The sequence below is a fragment of the Corynebacterium sp. HMSC074C11 genome (assembly GCF_001809455.1).
In the GTDB taxonomy this organism is placed as follows: domain Bacteria; phylum Actinomycetota; class Actinomycetes; order Mycobacteriales; family Mycobacteriaceae; genus Corynebacterium; species Corynebacterium amycolatum.
The window spans coordinates 152,034-176,010 of sequence record NZ_KV797740.1; the positions used below are offsets into that span (position 1 = coordinate 152,034).

23 protein-coding genes are annotated in these 23,977 nt (G+C 60.6%); 12 read left to right on the top strand and 11 right to left on the bottom strand.

The window, feature by feature from the left end; translation table 11 throughout:
• The first annotated feature begins 10 nt into the window (after positions 1-10).
• From HMPREF2614_RS08965 to rfbA, 5 genes are all read left to right on the top strand, one after another.
• Positions 11-1,699, top strand: a complete 1,689-nt coding sequence (locus HMPREF2614_RS08965) for a cytochrome c biogenesis protein ResB (protein ID WP_070560761.1) — start codon at positions 11-13, stop codon at positions 1,697-1,699.
• Positions 1,700-1,874: 175 nt separating this feature from the next.
• Entirely contained in the window at positions 1,875-2,885 is a 1,011-nt protein-coding gene (ccsB, locus tag HMPREF2614_RS08970; RefSeq protein WP_070560764.1) for a c-type cytochrome biogenesis protein CcsB, read from the top strand.
• A 51-nt stretch (positions 2,886-2,936) separates the two neighbouring features.
• Positions 2,937-3,929: a dTDP-glucose 4,6-dehydratase gene (gene rfbB / locus HMPREF2614_RS08975; RefSeq protein WP_070560766.1), complete on the top strand. Its 993-nt coding sequence runs from the start codon at positions 2,937-2,939 to the stop codon at positions 3,927-3,929.
• A 564-nt stretch (positions 3,930-4,493) separates the two neighbouring features.
• Positions 4,494-5,183, top strand: coding sequence for a dTDP-4-dehydrorhamnose 3,5-epimerase family protein (locus HMPREF2614_RS08980; protein ID WP_070560768.1), 690 nt, complete (start codon positions 4,494-4,496; stop codon positions 5,181-5,183).
• Positions 5,184-5,203: 20 nt separating this feature from the next.
• Positions 5,204-6,079, top strand: a complete 876-nt coding sequence (gene rfbA / locus HMPREF2614_RS08985) for a glucose-1-phosphate thymidylyltransferase RfbA (RefSeq protein ID WP_070560770.1) — start codon at positions 5,204-5,206, stop codon at positions 6,077-6,079.
• Here the strand turns inward: rfbA and HMPREF2614_RS08990 are convergent.
• A complete protein-coding gene (locus tag HMPREF2614_RS08990) occupies positions 6,076-6,378 on the bottom strand; it encodes a hypothetical protein (RefSeq protein ID WP_049180758.1) in 303 nt (100 codons plus the stop codon). The genes rfbA and HMPREF2614_RS08990 overlap by 4 nt on opposite strands.
• Before the next feature lie 194 nt (positions 6,379-6,572).
• Between HMPREF2614_RS08990 and HMPREF2614_RS08995 the strand changes: the two genes are divergently transcribed.
• Positions 6,573-6,932, top strand: a complete 360-nt coding sequence (locus HMPREF2614_RS08995; protein WP_070560772.1) for a DUF4229 domain-containing protein — start codon at positions 6,573-6,575, stop codon at positions 6,930-6,932.
• A gap of 26 nt (positions 6,933-6,958) precedes the next feature.
• Here HMPREF2614_RS08995 and HMPREF2614_RS09000 read toward each other — a convergent pair whose 3' ends face one another.
• The 3 genes from HMPREF2614_RS09000 to menE all read right to left on the bottom strand — a co-directional run bounded on the left by HMPREF2614_RS09000 (position 6,959) and on the right by menE (position 10,291).
• Positions 6,959-8,140 carry an alpha/beta fold hydrolase gene (locus HMPREF2614_RS09000; RefSeq protein WP_083300226.1) on the bottom strand — a complete coding sequence of 394 codons (1,182 nt, stop codon included), beginning with the start codon at positions 8,138-8,140 and terminating at the stop codon, positions 6,959-6,961.
• Between the two features lie 9 nt (positions 8,141-8,149).
• A complete protein-coding gene (locus tag HMPREF2614_RS09005) occupies positions 8,150-9,046 on the bottom strand; it encodes a 1,4-dihydroxy-2-naphthoate polyprenyltransferase (protein WP_070560774.1) in 897 nt (298 codons plus the stop codon).
• 78 nt (positions 9,047-9,124) lie between these two features.
• A complete protein-coding gene (gene menE / locus HMPREF2614_RS09010) occupies positions 9,125-10,291 on the bottom strand; it encodes an o-succinylbenzoate--CoA ligase (protein ID WP_070560776.1) in 1,167 nt (388 codons plus the stop codon).
• Between the two features lie 136 nt (positions 10,292-10,427).
• Here menE and msrA point away from each other — a divergent pair, with 136 nt between their 5' ends.
• Together msrA and HMPREF2614_RS09020 are read left to right on the top strand one after the other, a co-directional pair.
• Complete coding sequence (gene msrA / locus HMPREF2614_RS09015; protein WP_070560778.1) at positions 10,428-11,084, top strand: peptide-methionine (S)-S-oxide reductase MsrA; 657 nt, start codon at positions 10,428-10,430, stop codon at positions 11,082-11,084.
• A gap of 99 nt (positions 11,085-11,183) precedes the next feature.
• Positions 11,184-12,365 carry a YkvI family membrane protein gene (locus tag HMPREF2614_RS09020; protein WP_070560780.1) on the top strand — a complete coding sequence of 394 codons (1,182 nt, stop codon included), beginning with the start codon at positions 11,184-11,186 and terminating at the stop codon, positions 12,363-12,365.
• A gap of 34 nt (positions 12,366-12,399) precedes the next feature.
• Here HMPREF2614_RS09020 and HMPREF2614_RS09025 read toward each other — a convergent pair whose 3' ends face one another.
• The 6 genes from HMPREF2614_RS09025 to HMPREF2614_RS09050 all read right to left on the bottom strand — a co-directional run bounded on the left by HMPREF2614_RS09025 (position 12,400) and on the right by HMPREF2614_RS09050 (position 18,218).
• Positions 12,400-13,833 carry an ABC-2 family transporter permease gene (locus tag HMPREF2614_RS09025; protein ID WP_070560783.1) on the bottom strand — a complete coding sequence of 478 codons (1,434 nt, stop codon included), beginning with the start codon at positions 13,831-13,833 and terminating at the stop codon, positions 12,400-12,402.
• Complete coding sequence (locus HMPREF2614_RS09030; protein ID WP_070560785.1) at positions 13,830-14,573, bottom strand: ABC transporter ATP-binding protein; 744 nt, start codon at positions 14,571-14,573, stop codon at positions 13,830-13,832. The genes HMPREF2614_RS09025 and HMPREF2614_RS09030 overlap by 4 nt, the downstream gene beginning before the upstream one ends.
• A gap of 118 nt (positions 14,574-14,691) precedes the next feature.
• Complete coding sequence (locus tag HMPREF2614_RS09035) at positions 14,692-15,399, bottom strand: response regulator (RefSeq protein ID WP_070560787.1); 708 nt, start codon at positions 15,397-15,399, stop codon at positions 14,692-14,694.
• 52 nt (positions 15,400-15,451) lie between these two features.
• Positions 15,452-16,705 (bottom strand): sensor histidine kinase, encoded by a 1,254-nt coding sequence (locus HMPREF2614_RS09040; RefSeq protein WP_246815699.1) that lies wholly within the window; start codon positions 16,703-16,705, stop codon positions 15,452-15,454.
• Between the two features lie 33 nt (positions 16,706-16,738).
• Positions 16,739-17,419: an alpha-ketoglutarate-dependent dioxygenase AlkB family protein gene (locus tag HMPREF2614_RS09045; protein ID WP_070560789.1), complete on the bottom strand. Its 681-nt coding sequence runs from the start codon at positions 17,417-17,419 to the stop codon at positions 16,739-16,741.
• A 16-nt stretch (positions 17,420-17,435) separates the two neighbouring features.
• A complete protein-coding gene (locus HMPREF2614_RS09050) occupies positions 17,436-18,218 on the bottom strand; it encodes an SDR family oxidoreductase (RefSeq protein ID WP_048759274.1) in 783 nt (260 codons plus the stop codon).
• Positions 18,219-18,357: 139 nt separating this feature from the next.
• Between HMPREF2614_RS09050 and arfB the strand changes: the two genes are divergently transcribed.
• Both arfB and pdxY read left to right on the top strand, forming a co-directional pair.
• The gene (gene arfB / locus HMPREF2614_RS09055) at positions 18,358-18,801 is read left to right on the top strand and encodes an alternative ribosome rescue aminoacyl-tRNA hydrolase ArfB (protein WP_038627596.1); all 444 of its coding nucleotides are present in this window, start codon (positions 18,358-18,360) and stop codon (positions 18,799-18,801) included.
• Between the two features lie 41 nt (positions 18,802-18,842).
• Positions 18,843-19,769, top strand: a complete 927-nt coding sequence (pdxY, locus tag HMPREF2614_RS09060) for a pyridoxal kinase PdxY (RefSeq protein WP_236658469.1) — start codon at positions 18,843-18,845, stop codon at positions 19,767-19,769.
• 48 nt (positions 19,770-19,817) lie between these two features.
• Here pdxY and HMPREF2614_RS09065 read toward each other — a convergent pair whose 3' ends face one another.
• Positions 19,818-20,798 carry a 1,4-dihydroxy-2-naphthoyl-CoA synthase gene (locus tag HMPREF2614_RS09065; protein WP_016422029.1) on the bottom strand — a complete coding sequence of 327 codons (981 nt, stop codon included), beginning with the start codon at positions 20,796-20,798 and terminating at the stop codon, positions 19,818-19,820.
• A gap of 13 nt (positions 20,799-20,811) precedes the next feature.
• Here HMPREF2614_RS09065 and HMPREF2614_RS09070 point away from each other — a divergent pair, with 13 nt between their 5' ends.
• On the top strand, positions 20,812-21,837 hold the full coding sequence (locus tag HMPREF2614_RS09070) for an o-succinylbenzoate synthase (protein ID WP_070560791.1): 1,026 nt from the start codon (positions 20,812-20,814) through the stop codon (positions 21,835-21,837).
• A gap of 181 nt (positions 21,838-22,018) precedes the next feature.
• Complete coding sequence (gene menD / locus HMPREF2614_RS09075; protein ID WP_083300227.1) at positions 22,019-23,920, top strand: 2-succinyl-5-enolpyruvyl-6-hydroxy-3-cyclohexene-1-carboxylic-acid synthase; 1,902 nt, start codon at positions 22,019-22,021, stop codon at positions 23,918-23,920.
• Positions 23,921-23,977: the final 57 nt, after the last annotated feature.

Consider the following 23,977-nt stretch of genomic DNA (forward strand, 5'->3'; position numbering starts at 1 on the left):
GATTTCTTCGATGTCGGTGAATTGGAATAAGGTACGACAGCCCTTCCAGCAGGTCTGGAACTGGTTGACCAGCATGCGCACGGCGCTGATTCTGCTGTTCATTCTCGCTTTCGCAGCGGTTCCGGGTGCCCTGTTGCCGCAGCGCTCGCTGAATAAGGACAAGGTCGACCAGTATCTTGCCGCCAACGGCAAGACCGCCGAGATCATGGATAAGCTGCAGCTTTTCGATGTCTTCTCGTCCGTCTGGTTCGTCGCCATCGTGGCATTGCTACTGATTTCCCTGGTCGGCTGCATTATTCCGCGCACCATCGACCACTACAAGGCCATGAAAACGCCGCCGGCTAGGGCGCCGAAACGGTTGGCGCGTCTTCCGCTTCACGACGAAGCCGTCGTCGATGCCCCCGCGGACGAAGTTTCTAAGCGGGTGCGTGAGCGCCTGAACAAGTGGGCATTGACCGAAACCCCAGCAGATGAAGACCGCGCCGGGGCACGCTCCTTTTCTGCAGAGAAGGGCTACCTGCGCGAGTTCGGCAACCTGGTATTCCACCTGGGCATTGCGCTGCTGATTATCATCGTCGGCTTGGGCCGCATGATTTATTACGAGGGCCAGGTCATTTTGCTGACCAACACCGGCACCGAAATTTCTGATGACAACGTCAACAGCGCGGTGGGCGTTCCGTTCTGTAACACCGCAGCGGCAAACTATGACTCGCTGCGCTCGGGCAACACCTTCGACGGTACGACTCTGAACCCGTTCTGTATTCAGGTGGAGGACTTTGCCGCCGATTACCTGCCGAACGGCCAGGCCAAGATGTTCACCTCGCACATCCGATTCGCAGAAGAAGAGGATATGCGTAAGCCTGTCGATGAGTGGGAGAAGACCACGCTGCAGGTCAACCACCCTCTGCGCATCGCCGGTGACCGCGTCTACCTGCAGGGGCACGGCTTTGCCCCGGCCTTTAAGGTGACCTGGCCGAATGGTGAGTCGCGTACGTCGATTGTCCAGTTCCGCCCGGATGACCCGACCTTCTTCCTGTCCTCTGGGGCGCTGCGCTTCGACCCACCAGCGGGCATGTACCCGGACTTGTTCGAGCGCCGCCAGAACCAGATTGCAATCGAGGGCCTGTTCGCTCCGACCGCGGAGTTTACTGGTGAAGAGGGTGCTCTGCTGCAGTCCTCCTACCCGGCTATGCAAGACCCGGCGGTGGCTGTCGATATCTACCGTGGCGACGCGGGCCTGGACACTGGTCGCTCGCAGGGCCTGTTCTCCCTCGACCGCGACCTGATGCACTCGGGTCAGCTGGCTAAGGAAGCCCGCGTCAACCTCAAACAGGGCGAATCCACCGAGCTTGCCGACGGCACCAAGATTGAATTCCTCGGTGCGAAGGAATTCGTCAACTTGCAGGTTTCGCACGATCCCACGCAGTTCTGGGTGCTGGTGGCAACTGTGGCCGCACTGGCGGGCATGGTGATGTCGCTGGGTATTAAACGCCGGCGTGTTTGGGTGCGCATGTTCCCGCTGGAAGATGGCCGCACTCGCGTTGAGTTCGGTGGCCTGGCCCGCACTGACAAGGCCGGTTGGGGCGAGGAGTTCCAGTACATCGTTGACGACATCCTGGAACGTGACAGTGATGACGAGGATGCTGCCGACAACAATACTGCGACCAACGAGAGCGCGGACAACAAGGCCAAAAGCTAACTGACCACTAAGCCTGGTCCATCCCTGCCACAGGCTGAATGCGCGGAGGCGGAAAATGCGCCTCCGCGCAACTTTTTGCGTCCCCCGTGTCTCCGGTCCCCTTTTGCTTAGTCCCGCTTTAGTACTAGGGTTTGAAGAAGTATTCCGCTAATTCCACATTTTTGGAGCCAAGTACATGCTCGTCAATAAGACACTGGCGCAGTTTTCGGACTGGTCGTACTTCACGGCCTTCGCCTTTTATCTTGTGGCCTTTGTTGTATCCATTGCCTACTACAGCCGTCGTATCGCGACCGCTGAAGCTAAGAGCCAGGTTGCGGAGCGCGAGCTGGTAGCCGCCGGTGCTGGTGATGGAGCTACCACCGCTAGTGTCGCTGACTCGGGGGAGTCGGAGACGAAGGCGTCGGCAAGCGAGCCTAGGAACCAAGCGCTGACGAACCGACTCGGCGTTGTGACGGAAATGCTGATTTACGTCGGTGTAGCCGTGCACTTTGCATCGGTGCTATTGCGTGGCCTGGCCGTGCAGCGTTTCCCGTGGGGCAACCTCTACGAGTACGTATCAGTTTCAATCCTCTTTGCTATGGCAATTGCAGCTGGCGTACTGCATCGTGAGGCCATGCGCGTGTTCTGGCCGTGGATGCTGGCACCGATTCTGGCGCTGATGTTCTACGGGGGTAAGAACCTATATGTTGAGGCTGCTCCAGTGGTGCCGGCACTGCAGTCGATTTGGATTCCGATTCACGTCTCGATTATTTCTATCGGCTGCAGTATTGCACTGATTTCCGGTGTCGCGTCGATTCTCTACATGCTGCGGATGTACAACCGCAAGGGCAGCGAAAAGGGTTTCCTGGGCAAGCTGGTCGCGCCGCTGCCGGACGCGCAGAAGCTGGATGCAATTGCTTACCGCACCGCTATTTGGTCTTTCCCGCTGTTCGGTCTGGGCATTGTGCTGGGCGCTATTTGGGCGGAGTCCGCATGGGGCCGCTACTGGGGCTGGGATCCGAAGGAGACCACGGCTCTGATTACCTGGATTATCTACGCTCTGTACCTGCACGCTCGCGCGACCTCGGGTTGGCGTAATACCAAAGCCGCGTGGATTAATATCTTCGGTTTCGCGACCATGGTGTTCAACCTCTTCTTCATCAATATGGTGGTTTCGGGTCTGCACTCGTACGCTGGCCTGAACTAAGCTTTCATACTTGTACAAGCCGGTATCGCCGGGTGAACTAGAATCGCTTCCATGCGTGTTCTCGTCACCGGTGGTGCCGGCTTTATTGGTTCCAACTTTGTCCTCCGTACTCTGGCCACGCGGCCGGATGTGAATGTCACGGTGCTGGACGCTTTCACCTATGCCGCGAACCCTGCGAGCTTGGAAGGCGCGGACTGTGAGATCATCCGCGGCGATGTTCGTGACGCGGAGCTGATCGATCGCCTCGTGCCCCGCTTCGACGCCGTCGTCCACTTCGCCGCCGAGAGCCATAACGACAACTCGCTAGTGGATGCCGATCCCTTCGTCACCACCAACGTCATGGGCACTGTGAATCTGGCGAAGGCCTGCGCCACCCACGATGCTCGCCTCCACCACATCTCCACAGACGAGGTCTTTGGCGATCTCGCTCTCGACGACCCAGCACGCTTTACGACGGCCACCTCGTACAAACCCTCCAGCCCCTATTCGGCCTCCAAGGCGTCTGCGGACCACTTTGTCCGGGCTTGGGTGCGTAGCTTTGGACTGGCTGCGACTATTAGTAACTGCTCGAATAATTACGGCCCGCGGCAGCATCCGGAGAAACTGATTCCTCGGCAGATTTGTGGTCTGCTGCGCGGTCGTAGCCCTCGCGTGTACGGCACCGGCGAGAATATTCGGGACTGGATTCACGTCGATGACCACAACGATGCGGTCTGGACAATCCTGGATTTCGGCGAGGTGGGGGAGACCTACCTCATCGGTGCCGATGGTGAGCGTTCCAACCTCGACGTGGTCGGAGACATCCTGGAGGGATTCGGGCGTGAGCGATCCAATTTCGTTCATGTCACTGACCGTCCGGGGCATGACCGTCGTTATGCGATTAATCCTGCATCCATCCGCAGCCTTGGCTGGCAGCCGCGCTACCAAGACTTTTCCGCAGGCCTCGCCGAGACCATCGACTGGTATCGCGCCAACGAGTCCTGGTGGGCTGCGGCCTATGATGCCGCTGAGGCTGGCTACGCTGAGCGCGAGCAGGAGTTGTAGTTCTGATTGGGCTGGTTTGGGTTGGGTGGGTTGGTTTGGGTTGGTTGGGCTCTGCCTAGCCAGCACCCCGGTTACTTGGTGCACCCCGGTTACTTGGTACGCCCCATGCGTCACTTCAGCCACGCCTGCAATATAGTTCCCATGCGCACCAGGTAAAGGGCTCAAAACAGGCCCAAAATACCCAGACTCGCATGTTTGGTGGCATTTTCGGGCTTTTGGGTGAATCTGACCTGGGAGTTTCTAATCTGAAGCCCACCAAACATGCGAGTCTGCGTCAAAACACCCCTTGTGAATGGCGTTAAACGTTGTTTTCGTATTCAGGATTAACAAATAAGCCTCAAATTCGGGCCATTTTCCCTAAAGTCTCGATTTGTGTGGGCTTCAGATTAGAAACTCCCAGGTCAAGAAGTGTGGATTCACTTAAAAGGGCACACAAATCGAGACCTTAGGGCAACAACTCCCGCATGAATGCCGTTAAGCGCTAATTTCGGCTCGGCGACTACTCAGCTCACACCCAACCCACCACCAGCCCGAACCCGTCCCTCGCGTCTACACTTGTTATCCATGAGCCCTGAGAGCACATTCCAGCCCACTTCCATCGACGGCGTTTTCACCTTCGAGCCGGTCATCCACGGCGACAGCCGCGGTAGTTTCCACGAGTGGTATCGCCTCGACGCATTCGCCGAGGCCACGGGCTACCCGTTCTTTCCGGAGCAGGCCAACATGAGTGTCTCCGCGGCGGGCGTTGTCCGTGGCCTTCACTTCGCCGACGTCAGCACCGCGCCAGATGGTCATCCCGGCCAGGCGAAGCTGGTCACCTGTCCCGCGGGCCATATCCTCGACATTGCGGTTGACCTGCGTCGCGGCTCGGATACCTTCGGCAAGGTTGAGGTCTTCGAGCTCGACAGCAAGACCCGCCGAGTGGTCTATCTGCCCAACGGCATCGGACATGGTTTCGTCTCGCTTGCCGACGACTCCGTGCTCACCTACCTCACTTCCACCGGCTACAATCCGGAGGCTGAACGCGCTGTTAGCATCCAGGACCCGACGCTGGGAATCGACTTGGCCGCGTTGCTGGCCAAGGGTGGTCTCACCGAAGCGGACATGATTCTCTCCGAGCGCGATCAGAAGGCCCTGACGATTGAGCAGTTCGAGGCGCAGGGCAATAAGCTCCCCAGTGAGTTTGACTGCAAGGACCTCGAAAACATGGCTCGCGACGAGTGGGCAATCGCCAACGAAGCGGCCGGGCAGTAAGGCAGAAAGGCGCGAGCACTATGAAGGGCATCATCCTCGCAGGTGGCACGGGCTCTCGGCTGTTTCCAATCACGCTTGGTGTCAGCAAGCAGCTGGTTCCCGTCTATGACAAGCCCATGATCTACTACCCGCTGAGCACGCTGATGCTCGCGGGAATCAGGGACATCCTCGTCATCACCACGCCACATGATGCCCCGCAGTTTGAGCGCCTACTTGGCGACGGCTCGCAGTGGGGTCTCAACCTCATCTTTGCCACCCAAGACGAGCCCCGTGGTCTCGCGGAAGCATTCATCATCGGTGCTGACCACATCGGCGATGACTCCGTTGCGCTCATCCTCGGCGACAACATCTTCTACGGCGCCGGCCTGGGCACACAGCTGCGCCGCTTCCATGACGTCGATGGCGGAGCAATCTTCGCCTACTGGGTCGCAGATCCCACCGCCTACGGAGTCGTGGACTTCGACCAAAGCGGCAAGGCCGTGGCGATTCAGGAGAAGCCGAAGAAACCACGCAGCCACTTCGCGGTGCCGGGTTTGTACTTTTATGACGCCGATGTTGTTGAAATAGCTCGCTCGCTGCAACCGTCGTCACGCGGCGAATTGGAAATCACGGATGTTAACCGCGCCTACTTGGAGCGCGGAAAACTACGGGTAGAGGTGCTGCCGCGTGGGACAGCCTGGCTGGATACGGGCACGGTGGACAATCTGATGGCAGCGGGCGATTTCGTGCGCACGATTGAGCAGCGCCAGGGTTTAAAGATTGGTTCGCCGGAAGAGGTGGCGTGGCGCATGGGATTCATCGACGATGCAGCGCTTAGCGCGCGTGCCGACGCACTCAGCGCCAGCGGCTACGGGGAGTACCTGCAGCAGTTGTTGCTGCGAGGCAAAGACGTTTAGTCGGTTTCGCCGGGATTGTCTGGGCTATCGGGCCTATTTGGTTTATCTCCCTGGTTATCCCGGTCACGAGTCTCGCGTTCGCGCCGTTCCTGTAGCTCCTGCTCACGCTTGCGGCGATCGAATTCGGCCTTCTTGAGCTTCCAGAGGAACTCCGGATCATCGTCGGGAGCAAGCGGGCGGGGCTCCGGTTGCGGAGCAGAAATACGACGCATGCCGTTGCCACGACTGCCAGGGCCAAATGCCTTCCACAGCATGACTACGACAAGGATGATGAACAGCAGCAGAATGAGCCGACCCATGTAATAGCTAACCTCCTGGATTTACCGACTAGAATACGCAACGAGTCCCGTAGTGCCCACGAGGGGTATCGCAACGCAAGGCGGTACGGCGTACAGAGTTCGTTAGGGTACAAAGGAACGTTGGACACGAACGGCCATGGGGCGCTAACAACGTCGGGCGCAGCACAGGCGTAATACGTAGAGGTGAGGGTGTAATGACCAATCCAGCAGAGCAGGACAAGTTGGCTTCTGACGCTCAGACGCCAGTAGCTCCGGTGACCAAGAATGCTGGTCGCGGCAATGCCATGAAGGGACTGTTCTGGTACGGCCTTGCGCGTCTGCTGCTGTTCCTGGTGCTGTTCTTCATCCTGCTCGTGATTATCTACCTTGTTGGCGTGCGGATTCCGGCCGCAATTACGGCTGTGTTTGCACTAATTATTGCGATGCCACTGTCGGTGTTTGTGTTCCCGAAGCTGCGCGTTCAGGCCAATGAGTCGGTTGCCGTGTGGTCGGAGAACCGCCGCGCGCATAAGGAATACATTGCGCAGCAGATTAAGGACCGCGAGGAAAACTAGGGCACTAGTCAGCTATCGTTGCCGCTCTAGCTTCTTTTCTGAACTTTCTCTAACACCCGCTCGATTGCCCGGTTCACCGCATCCGGAGCCTCCAGCGGCAACATGTGGCCGGCCCCGTCGACTTCAACTAGCTCGGTGTCCGGCCACTTTTCCATAATTAGGTCTGCTTGCTTGCGGGGAGTGACATCGTCCTTCGTGCCCACCAGTACCGCTCCCGGCAGACCCTCTAAGTGAGGTCCGGCCGCGAACTCGTCATGGTCCTGCAGGTCGTCGAGGTATCCCACGAAAGTTTCCAGCGGTGTTTCATTAATCATGGCCGCGTGGAACTCGATGATCTCGTAGTCCGTGCGCCGGGCGAACACCGCAACTGCCAACGACGGCGCCATCAGTGACGCGATTGCCTCGCGGAACTTGCGGATCTCCTTCGGCGAGGACTCAATCGCATTGCGCGCCGCATCCGCCACCGGGGACGCGAGAATCTGCGGTACCCCCTGGGCGGCAAGCTTGTCGATAGACGTGGAAATCAGCACTACGCCTGCGATCCGACGGCGAATACTTTCCTCGGCAGCGCGCACCATGTGCAGTGCGATCAAACCGCCCAGTGAATGCCCAACCACGATGAGTTTTCCGGTCGCGGCGCGCTCCGCAATCACGGCCAGCGCATCGGCCGCGGCACCTTCGACCGTGCAGAGTGAAGCCGGAACCGCGCCGGTCTGGCCGTGGCCGCGTAGATCCATGGTGAGCAGGCGTGCTTCCGGGTGTGACTTCCGCAGCGCGTTGAACTGCCGGTACCAGGACTCGCCAGCCAGGGTGAAGCCGTGGATAAAGACGATGGTCACGGGGTCGTTGGCGGGAGCACTAGGGGGACTCTCAGGCTCAACCTCGTACCAGTGCACCGGAATATCGGTGGTGACAGCATCTGGTTTGTCACTGGCCTTTCGCTCGTCATCCTTGGCCGCAATGTCGGCTGTGACCGGTGTGGTCTTGATATGTACTACACCGGTGGCCGTAAGATCCGTCAGGCCCGGTTCACGGGTCTGTGAATGCAGCGCGCCGTGCTCCAGTGCCAGTCGCCGACGCCCCGAACTGGTCAAACGCAGAGCAGCGCTGCGGACGAAAGCTGGAGCCTTGGCTGCTGTGTCACCTACTCGGGTTGCGGCCTTCTGGACGTCGTCAAGCGTCTTGTGCGTCAGTGCGCGGAAGTCCATCGGTACCCCTTAGCTGAGTGCGAGTGCGAGTGCCGTGATGACGGACCAGGCAAGCATCATCTTGCCGGTAAGCCCCAGTACCGGGATGAGCTCCTTGCCCTTCTTATGCATGCGGATTGGCTCGGAAGCCTTCACCCACAGCGGCACGATGAGCAGACCCACCAACGCCCATGGGCGCCAGAAAGCGATAAAGATACTGGCCAGGGCAGGCATGATGGAGAGAATCTGCCAGACGATGCGAGTGCGGAAGTCGCCCAGGCGAACTGCCAGGGTGATCTTGCCGGTGGCAGCGTCGGTGGGAATATCGCGCAAGTTGTTCGCCAGGTTTACGGCAGAGGACACCGAACCGATACCGATTGCGCAGGCCAGACCGACCCAGGACAGGGAGCCGGTCTGGGTGAACTCCGTACCGAGCACCGCGACGAGACCGAAGAAGACGAAGACCGAGACCTCGCCAAGGCCGCGGTATCCGTAGGGATTCTTGCCGCCGGTGTAGAACCACGCCGCCGCAATGCACAGCGCGCCGACCAGAATGAGCCACCACGCGCTCATCAGAGACAGCACCACACCGGCAAGACCCGCGACGCCAAAGGCACCGAACGCCGCGTACTTCACGACCTTCGGCTCCACCAGCCCAGAACCAGTCAGGCGCAGAGGACCCGAGCGGTCATCGTCAGTGCCGCGGATGCCGTCGGAGTAATCGTTGGCGAAGTTCACGCCCACAATCAGCGCCCACGCGACAATCAGCGTGAGCACCGCACGCCCCCAAATAATCGGCGCGTGTGCCGATGCCGCTCCGACACCGGCTATGACCGGCGCAAACGCATTCGCCCAGGTATGGGGGCGCGCGCCTTCCAGCCAATCGCTTAACGACGCCGTTGCAGGACTCTTTGGTGCTTCAGACATGAATTAATAATAGGACGTGACACCAAATGCCTTGAACTAATGCGGGTTCGAGTGGCTTAAAGGTTGGAAGGCAGAAGGCTAAAAGAGCGCCGCGACTTTCTTCCGGTCGACCTTGCCCGGCCCAATCAGTGGCAGGGCCTCCACGCGACGCAGATCCTTCGGAATCATCCAGTGATTGATGCGCCCGGTGTCTTCAGAATCGCCGAGGCCGTCCATGACATCGCCGAGCTCAGCGGTTCCTTCATACGCTGCGACAATGGCGTGGCCGAGCCGTGGGTGTGGGACGCCGACCACGCAGGCTCCCGTAACGCCGTCGATGGCGAGCAGTTCACGCTCGAGGACTTCGGGGTGCAGTTTCAGCCCGCCGGAGTCGATGATGGTGTCCAAGCGTCCCGTAATGATGAGCCGACCGCCGCGGATCTCGCCCGCATCGGAGGTGGCGAACCAACCAGGTTTGGAAAAGGCCTCGTGACCGGGCGCATTGCGGTAACCGTGTGCAATCATCGGCCCGCCGAGCCAGACGCGACCATTTTCGATGGCGACCTGTGCACCTTCGATGGGCTGGCCGTCATAGACACAGCCGCCGGCCGTCTCGGAAGAACCATAGGTGGTCACGACGTTAATGCCGAGCTCTTCCGCGCGTGCTGCCACCTGTGGGTTCAAGGCCGCGCCGCCGACGAGGATGGCGTCGAAGAGACGCAGGGCTGCCACGCCAAAGGGTTCTTCCATGGCCTTCGCCAGCTGCATGGGAGCCAGCGAAGTGTAGGCGCGGTCGCCGGCACCGGCACCGGCACCAGTGAGGGCCTCGGCGCCGTCGGCGAATGCGGCTACATCAAAACCGTCTGTCACATCCACGCAGACCGGGGCCGTGCCCGCGAGCAGCGAACGAATGAGAACCTGCAGGCCAGCGATATGGTAGGCCGGCATCGCCAGCAGCCACTGTCCTTCACCACCGAGCCACTGATGTGTAGCGGTAGCAGAGGAGACCAAGTTATCCACCGTCAGTTGTGCACCCTTCGGTGTGCCGGTGGAACCGGAGGTGCCGACAACAAGTGCGATGGATTCATCAATTGGCTCACCTGCGCGTTGCGAGTTCCGCAAGATTGAGGCGCGCGTGCCGTCGTGAAGCGGAACGGGAAGCAAAGAGACCTCGCCGTCCAGCGCGGCGCGGAGATCGGGCAGGATTGCGGTCGGGTCGTGGGGATTGACGGAAAGCAGGCTGAGCGTACGCACAACCCAAACCATAGCCTGTGTTGTGCCGTAGATTCTGGTGACGAGGCGTGTGAAACGTGAGTGTGGCGGTGGTGACAGGGGCGGAACAATCGTCGCCTCGGACGCGTTGCGCAGACCGTAGGAAGTCGCAGAGAGAAAGGTGTCGAAGATGGGTTGGTTCTTTGGTAGGTCGGCGGAGCTTGTGCCGGAAGGTGAGGCGCTCAAGGGCGGCTCGCACCCGGTGCTGGAGAATCCGAAGCCGCATGCGGTGCTCGGCACGCCTATTACCGGCCCATGGGAGGATGGCCAGGAGGTTGTCTACATCGGTATCGGCTGCTACTGGGGTGCTGAGAAGCTGTTTTGGGAAACCCCGGGCGTGCTCAGTACGTCGGTCGGGTTCGCCGGTGGCGTGACGCCAAATCCCACTTACCGTGAGTCCTGCACTGGGCGGACCAACCACACCGAGATTGTGGAGGTCGTCTACGACCCGGAGCAGATCAGTTTTGATCAGTTGGTCGCGAAGGCTTTCGAGGCCCATGACCCCACGCAGGGCTACCGTCAGGGTAATGATGTTGGCACGCAATACCGTTCCGCGATTTACACGACGACGCCCGAGCAGGCGCGCCGGGCGCAGGAAATCGCCGATGCGTACGCGTCGAAGCTTGCCGATGCTGGCCTGGGCCCCATCACCACCGAGATTAAGCCACTGTCGGAGACTCCGGCAGGGGAGTACTACCGAGCCGAGGACGAGCACCAGCAGTACTTGTTTAAGAATCCGAACGGCTACTGCCCGGTGCATTCGACCGGCGTGGCCTGCGGGATTTAAAGGCGAAATTTCGTAGAACGCTTAATCGCGATTAGTAAAACGCACTGAGAAAAGTAAGGTGGTTATATCAATCAGATAGTTGAATAGGAGTGAACCCTTGTGGTGAAGCAAGTACTGCGCGTTGCATTTGCTTTCGTCGGCGTAGTCGTCGGCGCGGGCTTTGCGACGGGTCAGGAAATCATGCAATACTTCGTCGCCTTTGGCATCGATGGTGTCTGGGGTGCCGTTCTCTCAGCGGTGATCATGAGCCTGATGGCGATGATCATTTTGCAGCTGGGAAGCTATTTCCAGGCCAGCGAGCACGGTGAAGTATTCCGACGCGTATCGCATCCCATCTTTTCGCGAGTACTGGACATCGGCGTGATTATCACGCTCTTCGCCACGGGGTTCGTTATGTTCGCCGGTGCCGGTGCCAACATGGAGCAGCAGTGGGACATCCCCGTTTGGATTGGTGCCGTGATGATGGTGCTAGTGACCATCGCAGCCGGTTTCCTCGACGTCGATCGCGTGACCACTGTGATCGGTTCCATCACGCCGTTTATCGTTGGCTTTATCCTACTGGCCAGTATTTATACGCTGGCGTTCACCGATGCCACCCCAGCCGCGGAGCAGGCAGCTGCCGTTGCGGAAGTCCCGACCACTCTGCCGAACTGGGTTGTCGCCGCGGTGAACTACGTCGGCTTTAACCTGATGGTTGCGGTCTCCATGGCGATTGTTATTGGCGGCAGCCTGTTCAACCCTCGCGCTGCAGGAGCCGGTGGCTTTGTCGGCGGTTTGGTGTACTCCGCAATGCTGCTGATTACCACCATCACGCTGTTCCACACCGTTGGTACCGTCGCCACTGATGCCGTGCCGATGCTCACCGTCATCAACCGCCTGCACCCGTGGCTTGGTCAGGCAATGGCCGTGGTTATCCTCGGCATGATTTTCAACACAGCGCTTGGCATGTTTTACGCGCTGGGCCGTCGCGTCACCGCTAAGCACCCGGAAAAGTTCAAGATTGTCTACGTCGGCCTGGTTCTGCTCGGTTTCGCCTTGAGCTTCATGGGCTTCCAGAACCTAATCGGTTGGGTGTACCCAATCCTGGGCTACATCGGGTTGCTGCTCATTACCGTCATGCTGATTGCCTGGCTGCGCGGTCGTGAGCGTATCAGCGAAGAGACTTCCCGCCGTAAGCGCATCTTCCGCCTTGTTCGCCGTGGTCGGAAGAAGGAAGCTCGCGAGGAAATTGAAGACTCCAACCTCAGCGTCGAAGAGGTTCGCGAGGCTATCGAGGAGTAGGTGGGCTGGCGCGTGGCTGCAGTCAGCGTCGCCGTCAGCTCAGGAATCGGATGGCTTTCAGCGACGTTGCCCGCGCCCAGGCCACGAATGCCCCGGTCACAATGGCGGATACGAGAACCATCAGCGGCCACCGCTCGGGGTAATCACGGACCACCCAGGTCCATCCCCATTCTGAGGTCCACCACAGCGGTGAGGCACTGAGGACATCACCGCCAACCATCACCGCCCAACCGCCGAGCGCGACCGAGGCAAAAATCGCCGCTGCCACACTCCGACGCGCAATCAATCCGGTCACGGCCACAATCATCGCGGTCACAAGAGGCGCGATGACCGCCTGGTACGGCCAGGGGTTAATGCCGGTCTGGCCATTGGTCTCGCCGCCTGCGCCGCTGATAATCACCGCAACCACGAGCACCGGTACGAGAAACGCCATATCCAAGGCAAACAGGCGAAGCGTGATGCTCCCCCGCGAGCGTCGATACATCAGCGCTGGCCAGGCATCAGCTTGCGAGGTCCACGTCATGATAGCGACCACGGTTGTGGCCGTCGGCACGCAGACGAAACTCAGCAATCCCAGCGCATACTCCGGGTTCCACACCACACGCACGACCGCAAGCCCGGCAAGCATCAGTGCTGCGAGGCTCCACCAGGTGCGCCAGGGCAGGGTCGCGCTCATGCCATGGCTTAACGACGAAGTGCTGCGTTCCCGGCCCGTTGGCAAGCTGAGAGATTTTCCGTGCGCAGCCAATGCGATGGCAAAGAAGCCTAGTCCGAGGAGTAAATGCAGCAGCGCGGGCGGCAGGATGGCAATGTCCCAGATTTCGCTGTCTGCCGGAGCCGTGATGGAATTAGCCTGCACACCGTGAATAGGTAACGTTGGGCGGATTGCCCAGGTCCACGGGAGAACTTGCCAGTTTGGGCTCATGGCATCCAGTGTTCCTGCGATGGCCCAAGCGATGGCAGTCAGCGGCGCAAGGAAGAGAGCTGCGCGTGGCACAAGGCGCCATAGGGCAAGGCCGAATGCCCAGAACACGAAGAATGACAACGTGTTGAAGATCGTAAATTGCAATGCGGTGCTCACGCTCCGGGCAAGGAGAGTGGCCATAAGTGCGTGGCCGAGGGCCGTGGAGGCGATAACAGTGGCTGCGCGTGCCAGGAGCACTCGAGTGCTCGAGATATTGCGCCAGATTAGGCCACCTTGGCGGAGCTTTTCTTCACGGTTTTGGCCAATGACGGACGTAATAGCAGCCAGGGGAGGAAGCAGGATAAGTGAGTAGATGTGGGCACTCGCCATGGCGGTGGCATCGACACCTCTAGAAAAAACCATGCTGACCAGAGCGATTGCCACCATGATGATGGGCAGGAACATGGTGAGCGACCACTTCGCCCGCAGTAGTTCGGCGCGGAAGTAGTGGCGCGTAGGAACAGCGCGCGTGTTAAGAGTGCGTGTGTGCGGTTGAGCGCTCATCGGGCAACACCTACTGCGGCAAAGAAAGCCTGCTCGAGGGATTGACCAGCAGCCGCAAAGTCAGTCAGCGGGCCTTCGTAGACCAGCCGGCCCCCAGCAAGGACGCCAAGGTGGTCAACGCTCTTTTCGACCTCTCCGAGTTGATGGGAGGACACCACGACGGCCTTGCCACTAGCGGCGAGATTTCGCAACAAGGTGCGCAGGCCCACGATAGCTTCCGGATCGAGGCCGTTGGTGGGCTCGTCGAGAAGCACAATATCGGGGTCGGTAAGCAGAGCCATTGCCAGGGAGAGACGAACCTTCATGCCGGTGGAGAAAGCACGCGCGCGCTTGTTACCAGCATGAAGCCCGACCATGTCCAGGACCTCGGCGATACGGTGCTTGTCCGTGCCGGTCAAATGTGCGTGCACTTTGAGGTTGTCGGTGGCCGAGAGTTGTGGGTAGAACGCCGGGCCATTGATGGAGGCGCCGATGCGGTCTAGGTCGGCAACGGACCACGGGCGTCCCGCAATACTGATTTCACCGGAGTAGGGAATTAGCCCAAGCACAGTGCTCATCAGCGTGGACTTACCTGCGCCGTTGAGTCCCAATAGTCCGTAGACCTCGCCGGCACGGACGCTCATATCGAGGCCGTTTAGGACAGGTTCGTTCTTGCCGTAGGAGACAGTGATGCCGCGCAGCTGAAGGAGGGAAGCGGCGGCATCTGCGGAAGGGTCTGAGGTAGGAGTTGGTGCGTTCATGCCTTAAGTAATAGGAGTGCTTGGCACGATTCGCGCCCTCCCTGAGGATGAGATGGCGGAAATATCCTCCCCAGGGAGGAGAGGCGATAGCGAGGATGACGGAACCAGTGAGGAGAAGCTACAGCAGCCCGTTTTTCGCAGCCCAAATGACAAGATCCACGCGACTGCGTGAGCCCGTTTTTGTTAGTAGCGCTTTCACATGGGTTTTCACGGTCGTCGTGGCGACCACCAATCTGCGAGCGATCTCATCATTGGAAAGCCCCTGGCAGACGAGGTCCAAAATCTCCTGTTCGCGGGGTGTGAACTGGGTTCCTGCGTCGGTGGGATCTGAGCCAGCGCCATGTGTCGAGGAAGCGCTTGCTGACTGCTCGAAGTGGGCCGTGCGCGGTGAAACGTGTCGCAACACCATTGGCGTCACCTTCGGATCGATGACTCCTTCACCGCGGTGGATACGCATGATGGCCGAAAGCAGCTCACGGGGATTGGAGTCTTTGAGCAAAAAGCCTGCGGCCCCAGTTTCTAAAGCGCCGAGCACGAGGGATTCTTCGCGGAAGGTGGTCAGTACCAGAACTTTCGGAGCGGATGCGTGGGTCGCGCCTCCGGACGATGCCCCTCGCACGATTTGCCGCGTGGCCTCGATACCGTCCATCACTGGCATACGAATGTCCATGACGACCACATCCGCACCGGAGACAAGACGCACAGCCTCGGCGCCGTCGCCTACGGCACCAATGACTTTCATCTGCGGGTGGGCATCAATAAGCTGCGCGAAAGACTGCCGAATCAGAGCCTGATCTTCAGCCACTAATACTCGAATTACATCCATTGCTCGTCTTTCTTGACAGTTTCGACAGCCAGCCCTGCTTCGGTTGAACCGCTTACAGGCGGATACTGACGCGGAACATACCGTCGCTTTCACCATAAGTCATCTCGCCACCGAGCTGCGCCACGCGTTCATCCAGACCAATCAGGCCAGCACCAGCTCGCTTCCTGTGTGCCAAGGCGTCGCTCACAGCCCGATTTGCGGTCACCAAATGAACCCGCGCCGGGCTGATATCGGCATCGGCAGATGGGGCAATAGGCGACTCAGTAGGCGATTCAATCGTCAACGTGAACTGACCAGCGCCCGATGAGTGCTTGGCCATATTCGCGGCCAACTCTGTCACTGCCCGCACCAGAGTCAAACGCTTCGCGAGTGGCCAATCCGCCAGCGCCTCATAAGACTCCGGCAGAGTCACCGAAACATCGCGACCCGGCGGACAAACAGCCGCAACCAGACGTGGAATCTCATTCGGGTCAGCGCTAATCTCGCCGCCTTCACGTAGTGCATCGACAAGCGCATGCACATCTCGCAACGATTGTTCTGCGGTCTCGGCAATACCTTCCAGCGTGGTCTTTTCAGCAGCGCGTTCCGCTCGTGAGTCATTCATCTCCGCCAGGTACAGTGCGGTTTGGGCCTGAACTTTAATAGAGGTGAGTCCGTGACCCACGACGTCGTGAAGCTCCCGGGACAACTCCAACTTGTTGAGCGCCACGACGTTCTCCAACTCCGCGGCATGTTCCTCGGCGTTGATGCGCAGCCACAGCGGCACTGCGTACGCGCTCGCCGTGATGAGCACCGCGGGCAGACCGAAGACCAACAGCCGTTCCGGAGTAAAACCGAAGGCTGGAACCGCTGGGTTGAGGAAACTGCCAATCAACCCCAAAAAGAGCCCAACTATGCCCCAGGTGCGATTCTGTTCCCATCTGGTCACAGCCCATAACGATAGTGGGGCGGCAACAATAATAGGGTCTACCCCAAGGTTCACAGGGGATAGCCACACCAGCAAGGCGAGGCCCGCTAGGGCACTGTATGTAACCACAAACGATGCGCGCACTGCTTTACGACGAAACGCTGCGGCGCCGGCAATCATCGCGGACAGAACCAGATTGGTGACATAAGTGAAGCTCGGGCCATAAGTAAATAGCGGCGTCGTGCTCAACCAACAGCACAGCAGGAAAGCAGCCGCAATAGCGAGATCGGCAGCTGGGAACGAGCCGACGAAGTAACGCACCCGGCTGTGCCAGTCGAGTGGGGCAGGAGTCTGCGCGGTGGCAGACTGCGCGGATGTAGGAGCAATGGTGCGCTGCATGTGTCTAGGCTAGCGGTCGGTGACTTGCGCGGTTTAGTGTGAGTTTTCCACTTGCCGAAAAGTGATATTGATGCGGCCCTCTTTAAGCCCGCACCCCTCCGGCAAAGTGTCCGGACGAGTCTTGGGCACACCATGAAACGCAAGCCGCTTGGGACCACCAAACACAATCACATCCCCGCTGGCGAGAGTCACGTCATCCCAGGGTTTGTTGCGGTTTTCAGTCCCGCCAATGCGGAACAGGGCCTCGTCACCGATAGAGAGCGACACAATTGGGGCAGGGGAGGTTTCGTTGCGATCCTGGTGCATCCCCATGGTGGCCCCGGGTGGGTAGTAGTTGACCAACGCCATGTCGGGCCGAAAAGTGGCGGGCCACTGGCTGAGGGATTCGTCGTAAAGCGCGGCGGCACGAAGTGCTTCGGTGGCGAGCTGCAGCAGATTGTCAGGCGCAGGCGGGACGCGAACGCCGCCTGCGTGCGTGACGTAGCGGTACGGATTCGTGGCCCACATGCGCCCCAGATGCAGCATGAAGACCTGCATCTGACCACTTTTGAGCTGCGGGCGAGTCATGGCCAGGGGAGTGCCGGCAACGTCGCGGGCGATGTCGCGGAGTTGCGTGATGATGCCGGCCTGCCGCTCCAATGGAAGCCACCCCGGAAGATGAACAACTCCCGGCGTGATGCGGGCATCGTCGCGCGGGAGCTGATCGAAGAGCATAGGTCTAGTTTGCCTCTTAACCCGCGATGATTGCGTTAACCGGGCGGGACAGGAACTGCGGACCAATCTTGCCCAGGTAGCGCAGGATAAAGTCCGCTGCCGACACCGAATAGAAGTGCCGCTGGCGCTCAATGAAGTTCTGCGGATGCGTTGCCTTCCACACGGCATCTGCGACCTGATCCGGCGTGATGCGCACGCCAAGACGGCGGGTCGAACCAGCGGAAACGTCCGCCAGCTTGGTCTTCGCCCACAGCGGCATGATGGCGACGACGCGGATCTTGTCCTTGCGCCATTCCAAATCCAGAGCTTGCGTTAGACCCGAGACGTAGAACTTCGACGCAGAGTACGGCGCGATGTGCGGCTGACCGTAGATACCCGAAGCCGAACCCATGTTGACCAGGTGAGACCCCTTGGTGCGCTTCAGGTACGGATGCGCCGCCTTCGCGCCCAGCGTCAGGCCGGTGCAGTTGATGTCCACCTGCGCGCGAATAATCTCCGGCGACTGGTCAGTGATATCGCCATCGCCGATGATGCCCGCGTTATTGTCCAGCACCGTCAGCTTGCCGCCGGTGTGGGAGGTGAAGTCCGCAAGCGCGTCCTCCCACTGCTTAAAGTCCGTCACGTCCAGCTTGCCGACGATTACCTCCGGGCGCTCAGCCTTAAGCTTCGCCAGGGCATCCTCGTTGATGTCGTAGACGCCTACGGTCCAGCCCGCGGCCAGGAACTTCTCGGCCACCGCGCGGCCAATGCCCTGCGCGCCGCCGGAGATGAAAATGGACGGGGAATCAGAAGTAGCCATAGCGCCTCAATCCTGTCTTTTCCTGCTGTTTTTATAAGTGGATAAATGTTATTCGCCAGCTTAGATGAGCATTTGTTGTTTAACAGCGGATTGGAGGAAACGCGCCCTGATTACAAACGCGCCCTCTACACTGGCCACCATGAAACCCCTGAAGATTCCACCAGGTCCCGGCATCCCAAAGGGCCTCGTCATCCCCGCGGCGGAACTCACCGAACGCTTCGCACGCTCCGGAGGGCCGGGCGGTCAGGGCGTTAACACCACCGACTCCAAGGTGCAGCTATCGGTCGATATTGCCGAGCTCACCGTGCTTTCCGACGTCCACCGCCGCCGCGCTCTCCAGAACCTCAGCCACCGACTCGACGGCACGACACTCACAGTGTCCGTCACCACCCAGCGCTCCCAAGTGCGCAACCGCGCGGAAGCCCGGCGTCGCTTGGCGGAACTCATTCGGGAAGCCGTGCAGCCACCGCCTCCGAGACGCCGGCGGACTCGACCAAGTCGGGCCTCGATTGCCCGTCGTAAAGCGCAGAAGCAACGCCGCTCTGAGCTCAAAGCCAGCAGGCGCCGACCCAGCTCCTACTAGGGGAATATGGGATTTTCACGCATTCGTTGCAATATAGAGGAATGAGCGAAAATCAGGCCCCTACCGAAAAGGCAGCTGAAGCCGTCGCGGAGTTCAACCGCGTGCCCTCGATCCTGTCCATCCAGTCGCATGTGAGCTACGGCCATGTGGGTAACTCCGCTGCCGTTTTCCCGCTGCAGCGCGCAGGTTTTGAAGTGTGGCCGGTCCACACCGTCGATTTCTCCAACCACACCGGCTATGGCCAGTGGCGCGGCCCGATGATTCCGGCCACGGATGTGCGCGAGGTTATCAAGGGTATCGATGAGCTGGGAAAGCTTGACGACGTCGATGCGATTATCTCCGGCTACCAGGGCGGTAGCGATATTGCGGATGTCATCATCGAGGCCGTGGCGATAGCCAAGCAGCGCAACCCGAAGGCCATTTACTCGTGTGACCCGGTGATGGGAAATGCCAAGAGTGGCTGCCACGTCTCGGATGACATTCCGCCGCTGCTGCGCGACAAGGTCGTGCCGGTGGCAGACGTGATTACGCCGAACCAGTTTGAGCTGGGATACCTGACAGGCCGCGAGGTCAGCGACCTGGAGTCCACCATTGCGGCAGCCCATGCTGCTCGTGAGATGGGCCCGGAGGCCGTGCTGGTCACCAGCGTGCTGCGTCCGGAGCGCAAGGAGGGCGAGATTGAGATGCTCGCCGTCAACGGTTCGGGCGCATGGCTGGTGGCGACACCGTACCTGCCGCTGAAGCGCAACGGTTCCGGTGATGTCACGGCCGCGCTGTTCGCGGGTAACCTGCTGCGTGGTCGCGGTATTGACGGTGACCTTTCGGTCGCACTGGGCAACACAGCGGCCAGCGTCTTTGAACTGCTGAAGGTCACGCACGAGTCCGGCTCTGGCGAGCTGGAGCTCGTTCGTGCGCAGGAGGCCTACGTCAACCCGGAGCAGCGGTTTGAGGTAACGAAGGTGGCGTAAGGCTGGGCAGTAGGGCTGGGGCAGTAGTGCTGGGTTCAGCCCCCGTGCCTAGTAATAGAACGGGAACTCGTCCCAGTTCGGGTCGCGCTTTTCCAGGAACGCTTCCTTGCCCTCGACGGCCTCGTCGGTCATGTACGCCAAGCGAGTGGCCTCACCTGCGAAGACCTGCTGGCCCATCAGGCCGTCATCGGTCAGGTTGAAGGCGAACTTCAGCATGCGCTGCGCCGTCGGGGACTTACCGTTGATCATGCGACCCCACTCCACCGCGACATCTTCCAACTCAGCGTGGTCGGCGACCTCGTTCACGGCGCCCATGCGGTGCATGGTCTCAGCGTCGTAGGAGCGGCCGAGGAAGAAAATCTCGCGGGCAAACTTCTGACCAACCTGCTTTGCCAGGTAGGCCGAGCCATAGCCGGCGTCGAAAGATCCCACGTCAGCGTCGGTCTGCTTAAAGCGGGCCTCCTGGCGCGATGCGAGCGTCAGGTCACACACCACGTGCAGGGAGTGTCCGCCACCTGCGGCCCAACCGTTGACCACGGCAATGACAACCTTCGGCATAGTGCGAATTAGGCGCTGCACCTCCAGGATGTGCAGGCGACCTCCCTCGACTTTGGCTCGCGCGGTATCGATGGTGGATGCGTCCGCGGTGGCGTCGTCATGCTCGTGAGACGTTGCGTACTGGTAACCGGAACGACCACGAATGCGCTGGTCGCCGCCCGAACAGAATGCCCAGCCACCGTCCTTGGTGCTAGGGCCGTTACCGGTCAGCAGCACAACGCCGACATCCGGGGTACGGCGCGCGTGGTCGAGCGCGCGGTAGAGCTCATCGACGGTATGCGGGCGGAATGCGTTACGAACCTCCGGGCGATCAAACGCAATACGCACAATGCCGTTCTCGCGGCCCTCGCCGACGTGGCGGTGGTAGGTGATGTCGGTCAAATCCTCAAAACCATCAACCGTCTTCCACTGCTCGGGGCGGAAGGGGTTATCGGTCGAGTACTTCGCGGTATCAGTCATGGCTTCCAGCATAAAGGTCTCTAGCATGAGGGGTATGTCTGTGTCCGCTGCGCCCAACATCCAGTTTCCGCCAATCGATGACATTCTCGACCGCGCCCACGTCGTGGCGCTACCCATGGCGGTGAAATTCCGCGGCGTCACCACCCGCGAGGCACTCCTCATCGACGGCCCCGCCACCTGGGGCGAGTTCGCGCCCTTCCTGGAGTACGAGGCGCCCGAAGCTGCCGCGTGGCTGCGCTCGGCCATCGAATGCGCATACGTCGGCCTGCCCACCCCGAAGCGCGAGTTTGTCGAGGTCAACGCCACCATCCCCGCCGTTACACCCGACCAGGTGCCGGAGGTCGTGGCGCGCTACCCCGGGTGCCGCACGTTCAAGGTCAAGGTCGCAGAGAGCGGCCAATCGCTTAACGACGACATCGAGCGCGTAGCCGCCGTCCGCACCGCGGTGGCCGAAGCCTATGGCTATGAACCTGTGGTGCGGGTGGATGCGAACCGTGGCTGGTCGGTGGAGCAGGCCATCCGCGCCGCTCATGAGTTGGGCCCGCTGGAATATATGGAGCAGCCAGTTGCGACTGTCGCCGAGCTTCGTGAGGTCCGCGACGCAGTGGGGGAGTTTTGCCCGATTGCTGCCGATGAGTCGATTCGCAAGGCCGAGGATCCGTATTTGGTTGCGCGCGAACAGGCGGCGGACGTGGGCGTAATGAAGGTCGCACCGCTTGGCGGGCCACGCCGTTTGCTTCGGTTGGCCGAGGAGCTGGCGATAAAGGTGACCGTCGCCAGCGCCTTGGACACCGGTGTTGGCATGGCCGCGGGATTGTTCACGGCGGCGGCCCTGCCTGCCACCGAGCTGCAGCCGGAGCCAAACGCGGCGGGTTTGGCCACGTCGTCGCTGTTTATTGAGGACGTCATCGAGCCCCGGCCACTTATCGATGGCCGTCTGCCCGTCACCAACCCCGCGCCCGACCCTTCCCGCCTGGCCGAGCTCGCCGCGCCGGGTCCCCGCCGCGATTGGTGGTTCGACCGTCTCCGCGCGGCGTATGTGCACCTGTAGCGGCGCAGTGCAGTGGCGCAGTGCAGTGGCGGCTCACGATCTGCTCCAACTCACGGAGCATCCAGAGATACTGACCCCGTTTATGACACTTTGAGTTCGAAAAACGGCTCCAAACTGTCATAAACGGGGTCAGTAACTCCCAACGAGCCCGATATCCGGCCTGACAAGTAGCCTATTGAGTGTGAACGACAACCAGGACACCTCCCAGACTTCGCACGCTCAGGGCGTCAACATCACCAATGCCGCCGGCACCGATGCTGGCACCCCAGCCTCGGCAACCGACGCCACGCCCCCCACCTCCGCAGCCCATACAGCCCCCACGGCCCCATCCGCAGTGGTAGCGGGCCTCATCGTCGATGAGCTGCTGCGTCTCGGCATGGTCGATGCCGTAGTGTGCCCGGGTTCCCGGTCCGCCCCGCTGGCCCGCGCTCTGGTCCAGGCCGCCGATGCGGCGAAGGTCCGCCTCCATGTGCGCATCGATGAACGCTCCGCCGCCTTCCTCTCCCTCGGCCTGGCCTCGCGCACCCGCAAGGTGACCCCGGTAATTACAACGTCCGGCACGGCGGTGGCGAACCTCGTTCCCGCCATGGTGGAAGCCACCGCGTCGGGTATTCCGCTGCTGGCACTGACCGCTGACCGCCCCGCGCATTATCGCGGCACCGGCGCGAACCAGACCATCGTCCAGGACCGCCTGTTCGCCGATGCCTCCGTAGTCGAGTTTGATCTCGACGGCACCGCCCCGGTCACGAAGGCCACCGCCACGCAGATTCGTGCCCGCATCGACCGCGTCGTCGCTGCCATGGCATCCGGCGCCGGCCACCTCAACGTTCGTTTTGTCGAACCGCTCGTGCCTGGCGACGACTCCGTCGCCGACATCCCCGAGGGCCGCGCAGACGGCGGCCCCTGGACCACGATTGCGCCTACCAACAGCAACAACGTCGGCGCAGCTGCCATCGCAGCCCACTCAGCCAACTCGGCCCCTACCAGCCCGGCCGACGCAGCTAGCACAGCCACAATTGACATCAGCCGCCGCACACTCGTGATTGCGGGCTCGAATGCCCCGCATCTGCCAGAGTTGGAGGATTTGCCAACCATCGCTGAGCCGAATGCATATGCGCCGGCGCACCCGGTTCACCCGCTTGCGGCGGGTACTTTTGCGCAGATTCCGCCGGAGCAGATTGTATTAGTCGGCAGGCCGACGCTGCACCGAGGAATCTCTAAGCTGCTGGCCAATCCGGATATCGAGTTAACTGTTGTCTCGGATGCGGAAAACCACGGTTTTGGGGTGGAGTTCCCGGATGTGACGGCGAACGCAAGGGCCGTCGTAAAGCATGTGCAGACCGTGGGGGAGCAGGATCCGCAGTGGACGAAAATCTGTGAGGCCGCCAGCGAATTGGCGGTGAAGTCCGTGCGGGAGACGCTTACCGAGTCGATTGAAGCGGAGGAGCCACTGACCGGATTTCATGTAGCGGCGGCTCTGACGGATAGCCTGCGCACGGGTGACAATGTGGTGCTGGGTGCGTCGAACCCGGTGCGCGATGCGTCGTACACGGGCCTGCCTTTCCCGGGGGTGAACACGTATGCGGGACGAGGTGCCGCGGGCATCGACGGCACGGTGGCGACGGCGATTGGTATTGCGCTGGCGTCCGACCGCGAGCATGCCGACGAGATCCGCCCGCCAAGGACGATTGCGCTCATGGGGGACCTGACGTTCCAGCACGATTCCGCAGCGCTAGCGATTGGGCCGCTGGAGCCGAGGCCGGAAAACCTCACCATCGTGGTGGCCAATGATGCCGGTGGCGGTATTTTCGAGACGCTGGAAGCGGGCAGCCCGGCTCTGCGGGGAAGCTTTGAGCGCATCTTCGGCACCCCGCAGGACGTGGATTTTGAGGGCATCTGCCAGGCTTACGGGGTCGAGCACGTGCGCGTTGACCGCCTCCCAGATCTGCTCGCGCAGCTGCACCCGGATACCGACGTCGACGGCATTCGCGTCATCGAGGTGGCGACCACGCGTGCGACACGTCGGCAGTTGCATCACAAGCTGGCATACAATGCGGAGATTGGGGTGCTGGACAAGCACTAGCTGGACAAGGCTTGCTGGACAAGAACTAGCTGGCCGGCAGCATCAGATTAGAGCTGG